This window comes from Bradyrhizobium sp. RDI18 (assembly GCF_043203335.1).
Classification (GTDB): domain Bacteria; phylum Pseudomonadota; class Alphaproteobacteria; order Rhizobiales; family Xanthobacteraceae; genus Bradyrhizobium; species Bradyrhizobium retamae.
Map to the genome: position 1 here is coordinate 1,198,356 of NZ_JBICRN010000006.1, position 13,294 is coordinate 1,211,649.

The 13,294-nt window shown below is 63.7% G+C and carries 10 protein-coding genes and 2 pseudogenes; 10 read left to right on the forward strand and 2 right to left on the reverse strand.

Annotated elements, in window-relative coordinates; all coding sequences use genetic code 11:
• The first annotated feature begins 51 nt into the window (after positions 1–51).
• From ACFXS9_RS06760 to ACFXS9_RS06770, 3 genes are all read left to right on the forward strand, one after another.
• Positions 52–1,125 (forward strand): LLM class flavin-dependent oxidoreductase, encoded by a 1,074-nt coding sequence (locus ACFXS9_RS06760; RefSeq protein ID WP_392686452.1) that lies wholly within the window; start codon positions 52–54, stop codon positions 1,123–1,125.
• Positions 1,126–1,209: 84 nt separating this feature from the next.
• The gene (locus ACFXS9_RS06765; RefSeq protein WP_392686455.1) at positions 1,210–2,187 is read left to right on the forward strand and encodes an NADPH:quinone oxidoreductase family protein; all 978 of its coding nucleotides are present in this window, start codon (positions 1,210–1,212) and stop codon (positions 2,185–2,187) included.
• A 29-nt stretch (positions 2,188–2,216) separates the two neighbouring features.
• Positions 2,217–2,798, forward strand: coding sequence for a DUF2889 domain-containing protein (locus ACFXS9_RS06770; protein WP_392686458.1), 582 nt, complete (start codon positions 2,217–2,219; stop codon positions 2,796–2,798).
• A 17-nt stretch (positions 2,799–2,815) separates the two neighbouring features.
• On the opposite strand, the pseudogene ACFXS9_RS06775 reads toward ACFXS9_RS06770, so the two are convergent.
• Positions 2,816–4,063: pseudogene (locus ACFXS9_RS06775) on the reverse strand (SulP family inorganic anion transporter); the annotation flags it as partial.
• Between the two features lie 369 nt (positions 4,064–4,432).
• On the opposite strand from ACFXS9_RS06775, the gene ACFXS9_RS06780 reads away from it, so the two are divergent.
• From ACFXS9_RS06780 to ACFXS9_RS06810, 7 genes and pseudogenes are all read left to right on the forward strand, one after another.
• Positions 4,433–4,687 carry a hypothetical protein gene (locus ACFXS9_RS06780; RefSeq protein WP_392686461.1) on the forward strand — a complete coding sequence of 85 codons (255 nt, stop codon included), beginning with the start codon at positions 4,433–4,435 and terminating at the stop codon, positions 4,685–4,687.
• A gap of 357 nt (positions 4,688–5,044) precedes the next feature.
• Positions 5,045–5,983 (forward strand): ABC transporter permease, encoded by a 939-nt coding sequence (locus ACFXS9_RS06785; protein ID WP_065748841.1) that lies wholly within the window; start codon positions 5,045–5,047, stop codon positions 5,981–5,983.
• Complete coding sequence (locus tag ACFXS9_RS06790; RefSeq protein ID WP_392686464.1) at positions 5,980–6,867, forward strand: ABC transporter permease; 888 nt, start codon at positions 5,980–5,982, stop codon at positions 6,865–6,867. Before ACFXS9_RS06785 ends, ACFXS9_RS06790 begins: the two co-directional genes overlap by 4 nt.
• Positions 6,864–8,432 (forward strand): ABC transporter substrate-binding protein, encoded by a 1,569-nt coding sequence (locus ACFXS9_RS06795; protein ID WP_392686467.1) that lies wholly within the window; start codon positions 6,864–6,866, stop codon positions 8,430–8,432. The genes ACFXS9_RS06790 and ACFXS9_RS06795 overlap by 4 nt, the downstream gene beginning before the upstream one ends.
• Positions 8,433–8,448: 16 nt before the next feature.
• Positions 8,449–10,020, forward strand: coding sequence for an ABC transporter substrate-binding protein (locus ACFXS9_RS06800; protein ID WP_392686469.1), 1,572 nt, complete (start codon positions 8,449–8,451; stop codon positions 10,018–10,020).
• Positions 10,020–11,001: pseudogene (locus ACFXS9_RS06805) on the forward strand (ABC transporter ATP-binding protein). The gene ACFXS9_RS06800 and the pseudogene ACFXS9_RS06805 overlap by 1 nt, the downstream one beginning before the upstream one ends.
• A complete protein-coding gene (locus tag ACFXS9_RS06810) occupies positions 10,998–12,131 on the forward strand; it encodes an ABC transporter ATP-binding protein (RefSeq protein ID WP_392686472.1) in 1,134 nt (377 codons plus the stop codon). The pseudogene ACFXS9_RS06805 and the gene ACFXS9_RS06810 overlap by 4 nt, the downstream one beginning before the upstream one ends.
• Here the strand turns inward: ACFXS9_RS06810 and uxuA are convergent.
• A complete protein-coding gene (gene uxuA, locus ACFXS9_RS06815) occupies positions 12,084–13,277 on the reverse strand; it encodes a mannonate dehydratase (RefSeq protein ID WP_392686475.1) in 1,194 nt (397 codons plus the stop codon). The genes ACFXS9_RS06810 and uxuA overlap by 48 nt on opposite strands.
• Positions 13,278–13,294 lie beyond the last annotated feature (17 nt).

Below are 13,294 nucleotides of genomic sequence, written 5' to 3' on the forward strand. Positions count from 1 at the left end.
TGGCCTTGCGCGTTTCATTCCGGTCAAACATCAGCGACCGGGGAAACGCCCATGCCCGCAAGAATCATCGGAATGATCGGCACCCAGCAGGAGGGCGTCGCGGTTCACCTGATCAAGGGACAGATATCGCGGCAATGGGTGGTCGATTTCACCCGGCTGCACGAGCAGTGGAACTATGATTCCGTCCTTGTCGGCTATTACGCCTCCGCCGCCGAAGGTTTTGCGGTTGCACTCTATGCCGCCGATCACACCGAGCGGATCAAGTTCCTGATCGCGCACCGGCCGGGTTCGGTGGCGCCGGCGCTGGCCGCGCGGCAGGTCGCAACCTTCGACCAGCTCACGCAGGGCCGGATGGCGCTGCATATCATCGCCGGCACCAGCGACGCGGACCAGGCGAGCGAAGGCGACTTCCTGCCCAAGAATGACCGCTATCGCCGCGCCGGCGAATATCTGGAGGTGATGCAAAAACTCTGGACCAGCGACAGCCCGATCGATCACAGGGGCGAGTTCTACCGCGTCGAGGGCGGTTTCTCCGATATCAAGCCCTACCAGCAGCCCTTCCCTCCGCTGTTTTTCGGCGGCTCGTCGGAGGGCGCGCTGGAGATGGGCGCCAAACATTGCGACGTGTTCGCGATTTTCGGCGAGCCGCTGAAGGAAACGCGGGAACGGGTGCAGGATTTCCGCCGCCGAGCAGCCGCCCTTGGGCGCAGCGTCGGCTTCAACATGTCGCTGCGGCCGATCATGGCGGACAGCGAAGGCGCGGCATGGGACAAGGCGAACGCGCTGCTGGCGAATGTCGAGCGCAAGACCGGTGCCGCGCCCCAGCCGACCAATCATTCCGCCGAACGCCTGCTCGGCTACGCCGCGCGCGGCGACGTCCACGACGAACGGCTATGGATGGGGATCGCCCGCGCCACCGGCGCGCCCGGCAATACGTCATGCCTGGTCGGAACACCCGAGCAGATCGCGGCAGCAGTGCTGGAATATTACAGACTCGGCATTCATTCCTTCCTGCTGCGCGGTTTCGAGAATCCGCACGACACGATGGCGATCGGCCGCGACTTGATTCCACTCATCAAGCAAGGCGCGCTGGCGATCGACCGGCAGGCCGAAGCAGCCGAATAGAGTTCACCTCAAGTATCCGCAGCCACCTCAAGACACCGGCGCAAGCTCTTGGGACATGAAGAGAAAACGCATGAAAGAATTTGCATGAAGGCGGTCGTTGTCGAGAACTATAATTCGATCGACGGTATCTCGATCAAGGAGATCGATACGCCAGGCCTCGCCGCGGGCGAAGTCCGCGTCAGGGTCGGCGCGGCGGCGGTCGGCTTCGTCGACGGGCTGAAGGTGCAGGGTCTCTACCAGACCAAGGACCCGCTGCCGTTCGTGCCGGGAACGGAGTTTGCCGGAACGGTCGATGCCGTCGCTGGCAGTATCGACGCGTTCAAGCCGGGCATGCCGGTGATCGGCATGGCCCGTTCCGGCGCGCTGGCAGAATATATCTCGGTGCCGTCTGCGGCTCTCAAGCACCTGCCGCCGCAAGTTCCGTTCGAGGCTGGCGCGTCGTTTCAAGCCAACTATCTGACCGGGCTCTACGCGCTGGATGCCCGCGCGGCGCTGCGCGAAGGCGAGATATTATTGGTGCTGGGCGCCGCCGGCGGCGTCGGCATCGCTGCCGTCCAGATCGGCAGACTGATGGGCGCGCGGGTGATCGCCGCGGCCTCAACGCCGGAAAAGCGCGACTTCGCGGTTCGTCACGGCGCCGATCACACCGTCGACTACACCCAGGCGGATTGGCGGGAGACGCTGAAGGAGCTGACCGGCGGGCATGGGCCCGATGTCATTTTCGATCCCGTCGGCGGCGAAGTATCGCTGCAGGCGTTCCGCTCGATCGCCTGGCGCGGGCGGCACCTCGTCGTCGGATTCGCCTCCGGCACCATTCCAGCGCTGGCGTTCAACCTGCCGCTGCTCAAGGGCGGCGCGCTGCTCGGCGTCGACCTCGCCCAGATCCAGAAGCGCGAGCCGGAGACCCACGCCCGCCTGATGGCGCAATTGTTCGACTGGCTGGCCTCGGGCAAATTGCAGCCCGTGGTCGGCAAGATCGTGCCGTTCGAAAATTTCCGCGAGGCCTTCAAGACCATGCAGTCGCGATCGGCGCTCGGCAAGATGATCGTGAAATTCGGCTGAAGCGGCGCATCGAAGCAGGATACGGACGGATGTCTCTGGAAAACGGCAAGCCATCGCGCCGCCTGATGCATAGGCGATCGGTCGAATGCGAAGGCTTTCTGCGGGACGACGGGCTCTGGGAAGTCGAGGCGTGGCTGCGCGACACCAAACCCTTCGTCCAGCGCGCCGATCGTTTCCGCGGCGAACTGAAGCCGGGCGATCCCGTCCACGATATCGGCCTGCGGCTGGCGATCGACGAGGACATGACCATCCGCGAGGCGGAAGCGATGATGCGCGCCACGCCCTACCCGACCTGCATCGAGGTCGAGCCGATCTTGCAGCGCCTGGTCGGCGAGCGGATAGGCCCGGGCTGGCGCGAGACGGTGCGACGCAAGATCGGCCGGATCGAGACCTGCACGCATCTCGCCGAACTGCTCGGCCCCGCCGTGACCACGCTGTACCAGACCATGTCCTATGGCAGAAATCCGGAAGGCCGCGATACGCTGGAGAACCAGCAGAACTCCGGCCAGCGTCCGTTCTTCATCGGCGGCTGCCACTCCTGGCGCACCGACGGCCCCGTCGTCGCGGCGATGTTTCCGCAGTTCGCGACCAAGCCGGCGGCAAAGGATTAGGCGCGGAGGCGATCGTAGATCGCAAACGCCGCGGCCAAGGCGCAGCCGGCGACGATGCCAACCGTCAGGTCTTCGATCAGCGTCAGGCCGAAGGTCGCGATCAGCACCGCCGCGCTGCGCCAGTTGCGAAGCAGGCGAAGGAACTCCTCCTTCTCCGCCATATTCCAGCAGACAATGACCAGCACGCCCGCCAGCGCCGACAGCGGGACAAAGCTTGCGAGCGGGGCTGCGGCCACCATGAACACCAGTACGAAGAGCGCATGGGTCATGCCGGAGACCGGGCTGCACGCCCCGGCACGGATGTTGGTCGCGGTGCGGGCGATCGTGCCGGTGACGCTGATGCCGCCGAACAGAGCGGACGCGACGTTGGCGATGCCTTGCGCCACGACCTCCATGTTGTAGCGGTGCTTGCGCCCCGTCATGCCGTCGGCGACCTTTGCGGATAGCAGGCTTTCGACCGCCCCGAGCAGCGTGAAGGATAGCGCCGCCGGCAATACCTCGAGCACGGTCGCATACGAGATCGCCGGCAGACGCGGTCCCGGCAATCCATCCGGAAGCTGGCCGAAACGGCTGCCGATCGTCTCCACCGGCAGATTGAACAGCCAGGCGGCGACTGCGGCCAGCACGACCGCGATCAGCATTCCGGGCACGTTCGGCGAAAGCCGCCGCAACAAGAAGATCAGGGCTGCCGAGCCGATGCCGATCATGCCCGCGGCCGGCGAGATGGTCGGCAAGGACTGGCCGAGCATCGCAAGCTTTGGCAACAGCGGCCCGGGCTCGGCAGCCGGAAGCTTCAGCCCGGCGAGATCCCGGAGTTGGCTGGCAAAGATCGTGACCGCGATTCCGCAGGTGAAGCCTATGGTCACCGCATGGGGGATATAACGGATCAGCGTGCCGAGCCGCAAAAGGCCGATCAGCGTCAGCATGAAGCCGGAGATGAAAACCGTCAGCAGCAGCCCTTCCAGCCCGAACCTCGTCACGGTAGCCGATACCAAGACGATGAACGCGCCGGCAGGACCGCCGATCTGGTAGCGGCTGCCGCCGAGCGCCGACACTAAAAAGCCGCCGATGACGGCGGCGTATAATCCCCGCTCGGGCGATACGCCCGAGGCGACGGCGATCGCCATCGAGAGCGGGAGCGCGACGATCGCAACCGTCAGGGCCGCCAGCATATCCTTCCGGAAGCTGGCAAGACCGTAGCCTTCCGACAGAACCGTGACGAGCTTGGGGCGGTAATGATGGGCGGTAGCGGTACCGTCGGGCATTTGCGGGCGAGCCAGTGTGGATTCGAGAACTACATATAATGGAACACGCACCGGGCGGCCACCGGCTCGAATACGGAGCCCAAAGCGATTTTCGCATAGATGAGACCGAGATTGACGCAGGCCATTGCGTAGCCCCGGCTAGCTGCCGGCCGTCGGGCAGGAGTTCACCGGCACTCGGCGCAAGCGCCGTCGTCACCTCGATCCTTCCGGTCGCTTTTGACTAGAATAGACACCTACAGGCTGCATGGCCGGCATCTCGAACAGCGCGTTAGATTAAATCGACTTCGCGGGCTGGCAGGCGGCTGGCCGACGTCGGCGCCTGAGAGTATAAGCTAGCGCCTAGATGCCGGAACGACGGGGAGTGCCCAGATGAGCAATTACCGCGTCTCCTTCTACAAGGACCTGTTGAATTCCGACGGTCACAGCTTCAAGTGCCTCCAGCGCTGGGTCGACGTACAGTCCGACGATCCCTCTCAGGCGAAGGTGCTTGCGGGACGGCTGGTCGACAACGACCGCCTGAACGCCGATTGCATCGAGGTGATGCACCTGATGGATGTCCCTCACGAGTTCGAACGTTCATCGGTCCGTGCGTCCAGCAAGCACGCCGGGAACGTCGCCCCATAAATCGCGGGGTGAATCGAATCCTTGCGCGCGTAACTGCCGGTTCATTCACAACCGTACGCATTCATACTGATTTCGCTCACCGTCGAGATGAGCGCGATGCTGAGCACGGCCAGCGCGTCGCGGAAATCCCGTGACACGGATTTTTCGCATCGCGAGAAGTCGCTGCAGTTCGAAGCCAAAGGACGCAGCGCGAAACGAATTGTCAGATTGGGCGTGACGCCGCGTCGGACGCATGTCACTATTCCCCGATAATCAAACGCCGCGCACGTCGGACGAAGTGCGGCTGCCAAGGGAGAGACAATAGCGTCGGCGTGGGCGCATGAGTTCCTTTTGGCCCAACCCGTCCGTTGGCGTCGCATGGGACAACAGATTGTCCATCGTCTGCTGATTTCGTTCCCCGCTCTGCTCGGGGTTCTCTTCCTCTGCTTTTGCCTGTTGCAGGTCGTTCCGGCAGATCCCGCGATGATCATTGCCGGGCCCGATGCCAAGGCCGAGACCATCGCCGCGATCCGTCAGGAACTCGGTCTCGACAGATCGATCCCCGTTCAATTCTTCGAATACATCCTGCGTGTGCTGCGCGGCGATCTCGGCCGCTCCATCATTTCCAACCGAATGGTGAGCGAAGAACTGGCGATGACGATCGGGCCGACGATCGAGCTGATGCTCGGCGCGATGCTGATCGCAGTGCCGGCCGGGCTCGCGCTCGGGACGCTGGCGGCAGTCCATCGCGGCCGCCTCACCGATCGCATCATCATGGCCTGCTCGGTCGCCGGCGTGTCGATGCCGGTGTTCTTCATCGGCCTGATCCTGATCCAGTTCGTTGGATTCAAATGGGCGCTGTTGCCCTTCACCGGGCGCACCGGCCCGGTATGGGACGGCGGATTGCCGAGCCTGATCCTCCCCGCTCTGACGCTCGGCGCGGTGCTAATCGGCCCGATCGCGCGGTTGACGCGCACCGCCGTGCTCGAAGTGCTCGGCGCCGATTTCGTCCGCACGGCGCGCGCCAAGGGATTGCGTGAGCGGGTGGTGATCATTCATCACGCGCTGCGCAACGCCATGATCCCCGTCGTCACCCTGATCGGGCTGCAAGCGGCGTTCCTGCTCGGCGGCGCCGTGGTCACGGAAACCATGTTCTCATGGCCCGGCGTCGGCCGGCTTGCCGTCGGCGCCATCGTCTCCAGCGATTTTCCGACCGCGCAGGGCGCGATCATGATCCTCGCCGTCGCCTTCCTGACGATCAACCTCCTGGTCGATGTCCTCTACGTCTATCTCGATCCCAGGGTGCAGCGCAGATGAGCGTCGAGGCCCTCGAACAAGGCTTTATTCAGGAGCGCGAAACCGGCGTATTCGCCCGCGCCGGGGTGTTGCGCCGGCTGGCGCGCGACCGGGTCGCTGCACTCGCCGGGCTGGCACTCACGGCAATCGTGCTGGCGGCGCTGTTTGCGCCCTGGATCGCGCCCTACGATCCCTACTTCACCGACCTCACCAAGGTGATGCTGCCTCCCGACGCCGCGCACTGGTTCGGCACCGACAATACCGGGCGCGACATTTTCAGCCGAGTCCTTTACGGCACGCGCAACACGCTGATGCTCGGGCTGGTCGGCGTGATCGTCGGCGGCTTCATCGGCGGTGTTCTCGGCATCCTTGCCGCCTACTACCGGCGGCTGGACGGCTGGATCATGCGGCTGGTCGACGTGATGCTCGCCTTCCCTGCGATCCTGATCGGGCTTGCGGTGGCCGCGATCTTCGGCGCCGGGCTGACCGCCGTGGTGATTGCGCTCGTGGTTGCCACGGTGCCCGATGTCGCCCGCGTTGCACGCGGCGCGGCGATCGGCGTGATGGGCCAGGAATTCATGGAGGCCGGCCGCGCCGTCGGCGTCTCCGACGGTGAATTGATCTGGCGCTATCTGACGCTGAATTGCATATCAACGATCTTCGTGTTCCTGACGCTGCGCTTCGGCCAGATTATCCTGATCGGCGCCGCGCTCGGCTTCCTCGGCATGGGCGCGCAGCCGCCAACCGCCGAGCTCGGCATGATGGCAGCGCAGGGCCGCGACTTCCTGTTCATGGCGCCGCATATCGCGACGATCCCGAGCTGTGCCATCTTCGTGATCGTGCTGGCCGCCAACCTTCTGGGCGACGCATTCCGCGACGTCCTCGATCCGAGGCTGCAGACATGATCAGGTTCGCACTGGGAATGTCCTTGGCACTGTGCGTCACGGGCTCGGCGGCGGCCCAGACTCTCCAACTCATGAAGGGGATCGACGCGCCGCACTACGATGCGCAGCGCACCACCTGGGGGCCGACGTCCGATATCGTCAACATGTTCCAGGACACGCTGGTCGCGCTCGACTGGGATGGCCGCACGCCGATCCCCTATCTCGCCAAGTCATGGACGATCAGCGAGGACGGCAGGACGTATACGTTCAAGCTGCGCGACGACGTATCGTTCTGCAGCGGCAAGAAATTCACCGCCGACGACGTCGTCTACAGCTTCAAGCGGCTCAAGGATCCCGCGATCAAGGCGCCCTATGCCTGGCGCGCCGGCAACATCAAGGAGTTGCGTGCGCCGGATCCTTACACGGTCGAATACGAGCTCGAGGAGCCCTACTCCGAACTGCTGCTGCAGCTCACCATGTTCACCAACGTCATCCACAACAAGGAGAGCGTGGACGCACTGGGCAAGGATTACGGCATCAAGGGCGCTGACGGCACCGGCCCATGGTGTTTCGAGAGCTGGCAGCCGCGCACCGAGATCGTGCTCAAGCGCCACGATGCCTACCGATGGGGCCCATCGATGTACAAGAACAAGGGGCCGGTGAAGTTCGAGAAGCTCAGCGTCAAGATCATGCCCGAGGAATCCAGCCGCGTGGCGGCGATGATGGCCGGGCAGTTCGACATGACCCATCAGTTCCCGCCGCAGTTCATCGCGCAGGCCAAGGCTGCGCCGATGCTGGCCGTCACCGAGGCCAAGCCGAACTTTCAGTTGCTCTATTTTGGCTTCAAGACGACCCGACCGATGGTATCAGATAAACGCGTGCGCGAAGCCATGAGCATCGCCATCAACCGCGGCGAGATCGCCAAAGGCGTCTTGCTTGGCAACGCCGATCCAGCCTTCACCATCGTCGATTCCGACGCGCTCGATCACGACTCCGCCACCAAGGGGATCGTGAAGGAGGATATCGAGCGTGCAAAAGCCCTACTCGACGAAGCCGGTTGGAAAATCGGCAGCGACGGCGTTCGCGAAAAGGACGGCGTCAAGTTGCAGCCCAAGGTCTATTACACCCAGGCCGGCAACACGCCGCGGGTAGCCGAGGCTATCCAAGGCTATCTGCGCCGCATCGGCGTGCAGTGGCAACTTCAGCCCTGGGACTCCACGATCGCCTCCGCCAAGATGGCCGAGCAGGACTACGAAATCTGGTCGGTGACGGTACCGTATCTGTCTGCCGGCGATCTCATGAACATCTACTTCGATTCCAGGAACATCCCGACGCCCAACAGGATGAACTGGAAGGATGCCGAAACCGATGAGTGGCTGAAGCAGGGACGCTCGGCGCTGACGGAAGCCGACCGCGCCAAATACTACGCGAAGGTCCAGCAGAAGGTGATGCGTGAGCACCTCTGGATGCCCGTGCTCAACATCAACATGAATCAGGTGGCCAGCAAGAAGATATCAGACGCGAGGCCGCACATGATCTACCAGAACACCTTCTACAAGGGTTTGGACGTGTCGCGCCAGAAATAACGAGGGAGAGAACACGATGCGCAGCATTTTGACGGGAGTTGCGGCGCTGCTGGGAGCGGCCGCAATATCTTCAGCGGTCGAGGCCCAGACCTTGAGGGTGATGAAGTCGCTGGACGCGCCGCATTACGACGGCCAGCGCACCACCTGGTCGCCGACGTCTGACATCGTCAACATGTTCCAGGATACACTGGTGGCGCTCGACTGGGACGGCAAGACCGCGATCCCCTACCTCGCGAAATCGTGGACGATCAGCGAGGACGGCAAGACCTACGTCTTCAAGCTGCGCGGCGACGTGACGTTCTGCAGCGGCAAGAAGTTCACCGCCGCCGATGTCGTCTACAGCTTCAAGCGGCTGAAGGATCCGGAAACCAAAGCGCCCTACGCCTGGCGCGCCGGCGACATCAAGGAAGTGCGCGCGCCCGATCCCTATACTGTCGAATATGGGCTCAACGAGCCCTACTCCGAACTGTTGCTGCAGCTCACCATGTACACCAATGCAATCCACAATCAGGAGAGCGTGGAGACGCTCGGCAAGGACTACGGCATCAAGGGAATCGACGGCACCGGTCCGTGGTGCTTCGAGAGCTGGCAGCCGCGCACGGAAATTGTACTAAAGCGCCACGACGCCTACAAATGGGGCCCGTCGATGTACCAGAACAAGGGCCCGGTCAAATTCGAAAAGCTCAGCATCAAGATCGTGCCCGAGGACGCCAGCCGGGTCGCCGCCATCATGGGTGGTCAATTCGACCTCTCCCACCAGGTGCCGCTGCAATTCATCGAGCAGGTCAAGGCCGCGCCTAATCTGATCGTTCAGGAAGCCAAGCCCAACTTCCAGCTCATGTATTACGGCTACAAGATCACGCGCCCGATGGTTTCGGACAAACGCGTGCGCGAGGCGATGAATATCGCCATCAACCGCGCCGACATCGTCAAGGGTGTCATGCTGGGCAACGCCGAGCCGGCGTTTACCTTCGTCGACCCCAAGGCGCTGGACTTCGCCGACAAGACCAAGGGCATCATCAAGGAAGATGTGGAGCGGGCAAAGAAGCTCTTGGACGAGGCCGGCTGGAAGGTTGGCGCCGACGGCATCCGCGAGAAGGACGGCATGAAGCTCGCGCCGCGGGTGCTGTTCACGCAGGTCACCTATTTCCCGCGGGTCTCCGAAGCTATTCAAGGCTACATGCGCAAGATCGGCGTCGATTGGAAGATCGTGGGCTTCGACTCCACGATCGCCCCTGCCGAGATGGGCAAGCAGGACTACGAGCTGTGGACCGTCACCGTGCCCTATTTGTCGGCGGGCGAGCTGATGAACATCTATTTCAACTCGAAGAACATCCCGACGCCAAATCGCATGAACTGGAAGGACGCAGAGACCGACGAGTGGCTGCGCGCCGGCCGCGCCGCGTTGACCGATACCGAGCGTGCGCTCAACTACGCCCGGGTGCAGGAGAAGGTGATGGGCGAGCATCTGTGGATGCCGGTGATGAACATCGCGATGTACACCACCAGCTCGAAGAAGATGAAGGGCGTCAGGCCGCACATGCTCTACCAGAACACCTTCTATAAGGGACTGGATTATTCCTTCTGATGGACACGCTCCTTGAGGTTCGCGGCCTGAAAACTCACTTCGCGACGGACCGCGGGCTGTTCCGCGCCGTCGACGGCATCAGCTTCAGCGTTCCGCGCGGACGCACCATCGGCCTTGTCGGCGAGTCCGGCTGCGGCAAGAGCGTGACCTCGCTTTCGGTGATGGGCCTGGTGCCGAGCCCGCCGGGCAAGGTCGAGGCCGAGGCGGTGCTGTTCGGCAATCGCGACGTGCTGAAGCTCACGGCCGACGAGCGGCGCAGGCTGCGCGGTGGCAAGATGTCGATGATCTTTCAGGAGCCGATGACCTCGCTCAATCCGGTCCACACCGTGGGCCAGCAGATCGTCGAGGCGATCCTTGCCCACACCGCGATGTCGCCGCGCGCGGCGCGGGCGCGCGCCATCGAGATGCTCGAGCTGGTGCGGATTCCGTCAGCGGCGCAGCGCATCGACGATTTTCCGCACAACATGTCTGGCGGCATGCGGCAGCGCGTCATGATCGCGATGGCGCTCTCCTGCGAGCCGGCGCTGCTGATCGCCGACGAGCCGACCACGGCGCTCGACGTCACCATCCAGGCGCAAATTCTTGACCTGTTGAGCGACCTGCAGCGGCGGCTCGGCATGGCGATCCTGATCATCACCCACGATCTCGGCGTCATCGCCGAGGTCGCCGACCAGGTTCTGGTGATGTATGCGGGGCGAGATCGTCGAGAGCGCCGATGTGAACGACCTGTTCGCCGACCCGCAGCATCCTTACACCATCGGCCTGCTCGGTTCGATTCCGCGCATCGATATCGACCGCAAGCGGCTCGCCACCATCGAGGGCACGGTGCCCAGCCCCAACAACCAGCCGGCGGGCTGCCGCTTTGCGCCGCGCTGCCCGTTCGCAGACCAGCGCTGCCGGCTTGATCCGCCACCGCTGCGCGACATCGCGCCCGGTCACCAGGTCGCGTGCTGGAAAGCCCCGGTCGAGGTGACATCATGAGCGACGCCCCCGTTTTGCAGGTCGACGGCCTGGTCAAGCATTTTGCGGTCACCCGCGGGCTGATCCGCCGCAAGACCATTGGGCTCGTGCGCGCCGTCGAAGATGTCAGCTTCGAGATCGCCCGCGGCGAGACGCTCGCGCTGGTCGGCGAATCCGGCTGCGGCAAGTCGACCACCGGACGGCTGATCCTGCGTTTGATGGACCCGACCGCCGGCTCGGTACGTTTCAAGGGCAAGGAAATCGCCGATCTCGACAAAAATGCGCTGCGCCGGATGCGCCGGCATATGCAGATCATCTTCCAGGATCCCTACGCCTCGCTCAATCCGCGCATGACGGTCGGCGAAATCCTGGCCGAGCCGCTGCGCGTTCACGAAATCGGCGATGACGCATCGCGCGAGGCGCGCGGCCGTGAGCTGCTGGACATCGTCGGCCTGCTGCCCGAACATGCAAGGCGCTATCCGCACCAGTTCTCGGGCGGGCAACGCCAGCGCATCGGCATCGCCCGCGCACTCGCCGCCAATCCCGATTTAATCGTCTGTGACGAGCCGGTATCGGCGCTGGACGTCTCGATCCAGGCGCAGATCGTCAACCTTCTGCAGAATCTGCAGCAGCGTTTTGGCCTTTCCTATCTGTTCATCGCCCATGATCTTGCCGTGGTGAAGCACATCAGCGACCGCGTCGCCGTGATGTATTTGGGCAAGCTGGTCGAGATATCAGACAAGAAGTCGCTCTACGATCGGCCGTTGCATCCGTATACCCAGGCGCTGCTCGCGGCGATCCCAAAGCCCGATCCCGCGCTCCGCACCAAACGCGTGATGCTGCAGGGCGACGTGCCAAGCCCTTTCAAGCCGCCGACCGGCTGCCGCTTCCATACCCGCTGCCCGCATGCGCAGGCGCGCTGTTCGGCCGAGGAGCCGGAGCTGCGCGAGGCGGCACCCGGCCATCGCGTGGCCTGTCATTTTTTCGAGACGCTGCCCGCCCCCACCATTCTCGCGCGCGCTGGCCTTGCGAACGGCAAATTCGCCGCCCGATTGGCGGCCTTCGAGGCGGCGAAGCAGGGGCTGAAGCGGACAGAAGTGCAATTACCCGGTGTGTTCAATGGCGCGGATAGCACCGCGCAACTCGGCTAGCCCGCGCAGCCGGCCGATCGCGGTGTAGCCGGGATTGGTGCGCTTGGTCGCGGCGAGATCGTCGAGCATACGGTGGCCATGGTCCGGCCGGAACACGATTTGATTGTTCGACGAGCGGTTGCGGTTCTCGGCGAGCAACGCCTTGAGCACCGCGATCATGTCGACGTCGCCATCGAGATGATCGGACTCGAAGAACGACAAGCCGTCTGATTCCCGTTTGGTCGCCCGCAGATGGGCAAAGCCGATCCGCGGCGCGAAGCGCTTGGCCATCGCGGGCAGATCGTTCTCCGCGCTCACGCCGAGTGAGCCGGTGCAGAAGCAGATGCCGTTGGCCTTGGATGGGACTGCGTCGAACAGCGCCTGATAATCTTCCACGCTGGACGCGATGCGCGGCAGGCCAAACAGCGGGCGCGGCGGATCGTCCGGATGCAGCGTCAACGTTACCCCGAGTTGCTCCGCCACCGGCGCGACGCGCGCGAGAAATTCGCTTAAGTGCTGACGCAGCACTTTGGAATCAATGCCCCGGTATTGCTGCAGGCGGTCGCGGAATTGCGGAATGGTCAGGGGATCGGTGGTGGATCCCGGCAGCGCGCTGGCAATGTTGGTGATGAGGACGTCGATATCGGCCTCTGTCATCGCTTCATAGATCTGCCTGGCGCGGCGCTGCGCCGCCTCGGAATATTCCGCAGGCGCTTCCGGCCGCTGAAGGATGTGCAGGTCGAACGCCGCGAACCGGTCCTGGTCGAAGCGCATCGCCTTGGCGCCGTTCGGCAGTTCCCATTCGAGATCGGTGCGGCACCAGTCCACGACGGGCATGAAATTGTAGCAGATGATCTTGATACCGGCGGCGGCGACCGCCTCCATGCTTGCGATCCACGCCTCGATCGAGCGCGTCGCCTTGCCCCCCAACCGCTTCACGTCATCAGGAATCGGGATCGATTCCACCACTGACCAGGTCAGCGGCGAGCGGCCCGGTTGGGAGTTCTCGATCAGGTTCTTCCGCTCCTCCACGGCTGAGCGCGTCCAGGCCTCGCCGATCGGCACCTGATGCAGCGCCGTTACCACATCGGTCGCGCCGGCCTGACGGATATCGTCGAGCGATACGGGATCGTTAGGTCCGTACCACCGCCATCCCTGCAGCATCATGCGGAAGCTCCTGAAAT

Bases quoted from the DNA above. Each gene is read 5' to 3' on its own strand.
- ACFXS9_RS06760 (WP_392686452.1), top strand. From the start codon at position 52: ATGCCCGCAAGAATCATCGGAATGATCGGCACCCAGCAGGAGGGCGTC.
- ACFXS9_RS06765 (WP_392686455.1), top strand. From the start codon at position 1,210: ATGAAGGCGGTCGTTGTCGAGAACTATAATTCGATCGACGGTATCTCG.
- ACFXS9_RS06770 (WP_392686458.1), top strand. From the start codon at position 2,217: ATGTCTCTGGAAAACGGCAAGCCATCGCGCCGCCTGATGCATAGGCGA.
- ACFXS9_RS06780 (WP_392686461.1), top strand. From the start codon at position 4,433: ATGAGCAATTACCGCGTCTCCTTCTACAAGGACCTGTTGAATTCCGAC.
- ACFXS9_RS06785 (WP_065748841.1), top strand. From the start codon at position 5,045: ATGGGACAACAGATTGTCCATCGTCTGCTGATTTCGTTCCCCGCTCTG.
- ACFXS9_RS06790 (WP_392686464.1), top strand. From the start codon at position 5,980: ATGAGCGTCGAGGCCCTCGAACAAGGCTTTATTCAGGAGCGCGAAACC.
- ACFXS9_RS06795 (WP_392686467.1), top strand. From the start codon at position 6,864: ATGATCAGGTTCGCACTGGGAATGTCCTTGGCACTGTGCGTCACGGGC.
- ACFXS9_RS06800 (WP_392686469.1), top strand. From the start codon at position 8,449: ATGCGCAGCATTTTGACGGGAGTTGCGGCGCTGCTGGGAGCGGCCGCA.
- ACFXS9_RS06810 (WP_392686472.1), top strand. From the start codon at position 10,998: ATGAGCGACGCCCCCGTTTTGCAGGTCGACGGCCTGGTCAAGCATTTT.
- uxuA (WP_392686475.1), bottom strand. From the start codon at position 13,277: ATGATGCTGCAGGGATGGCGGTGGTACGGACCTAACGATCCCGTATCG.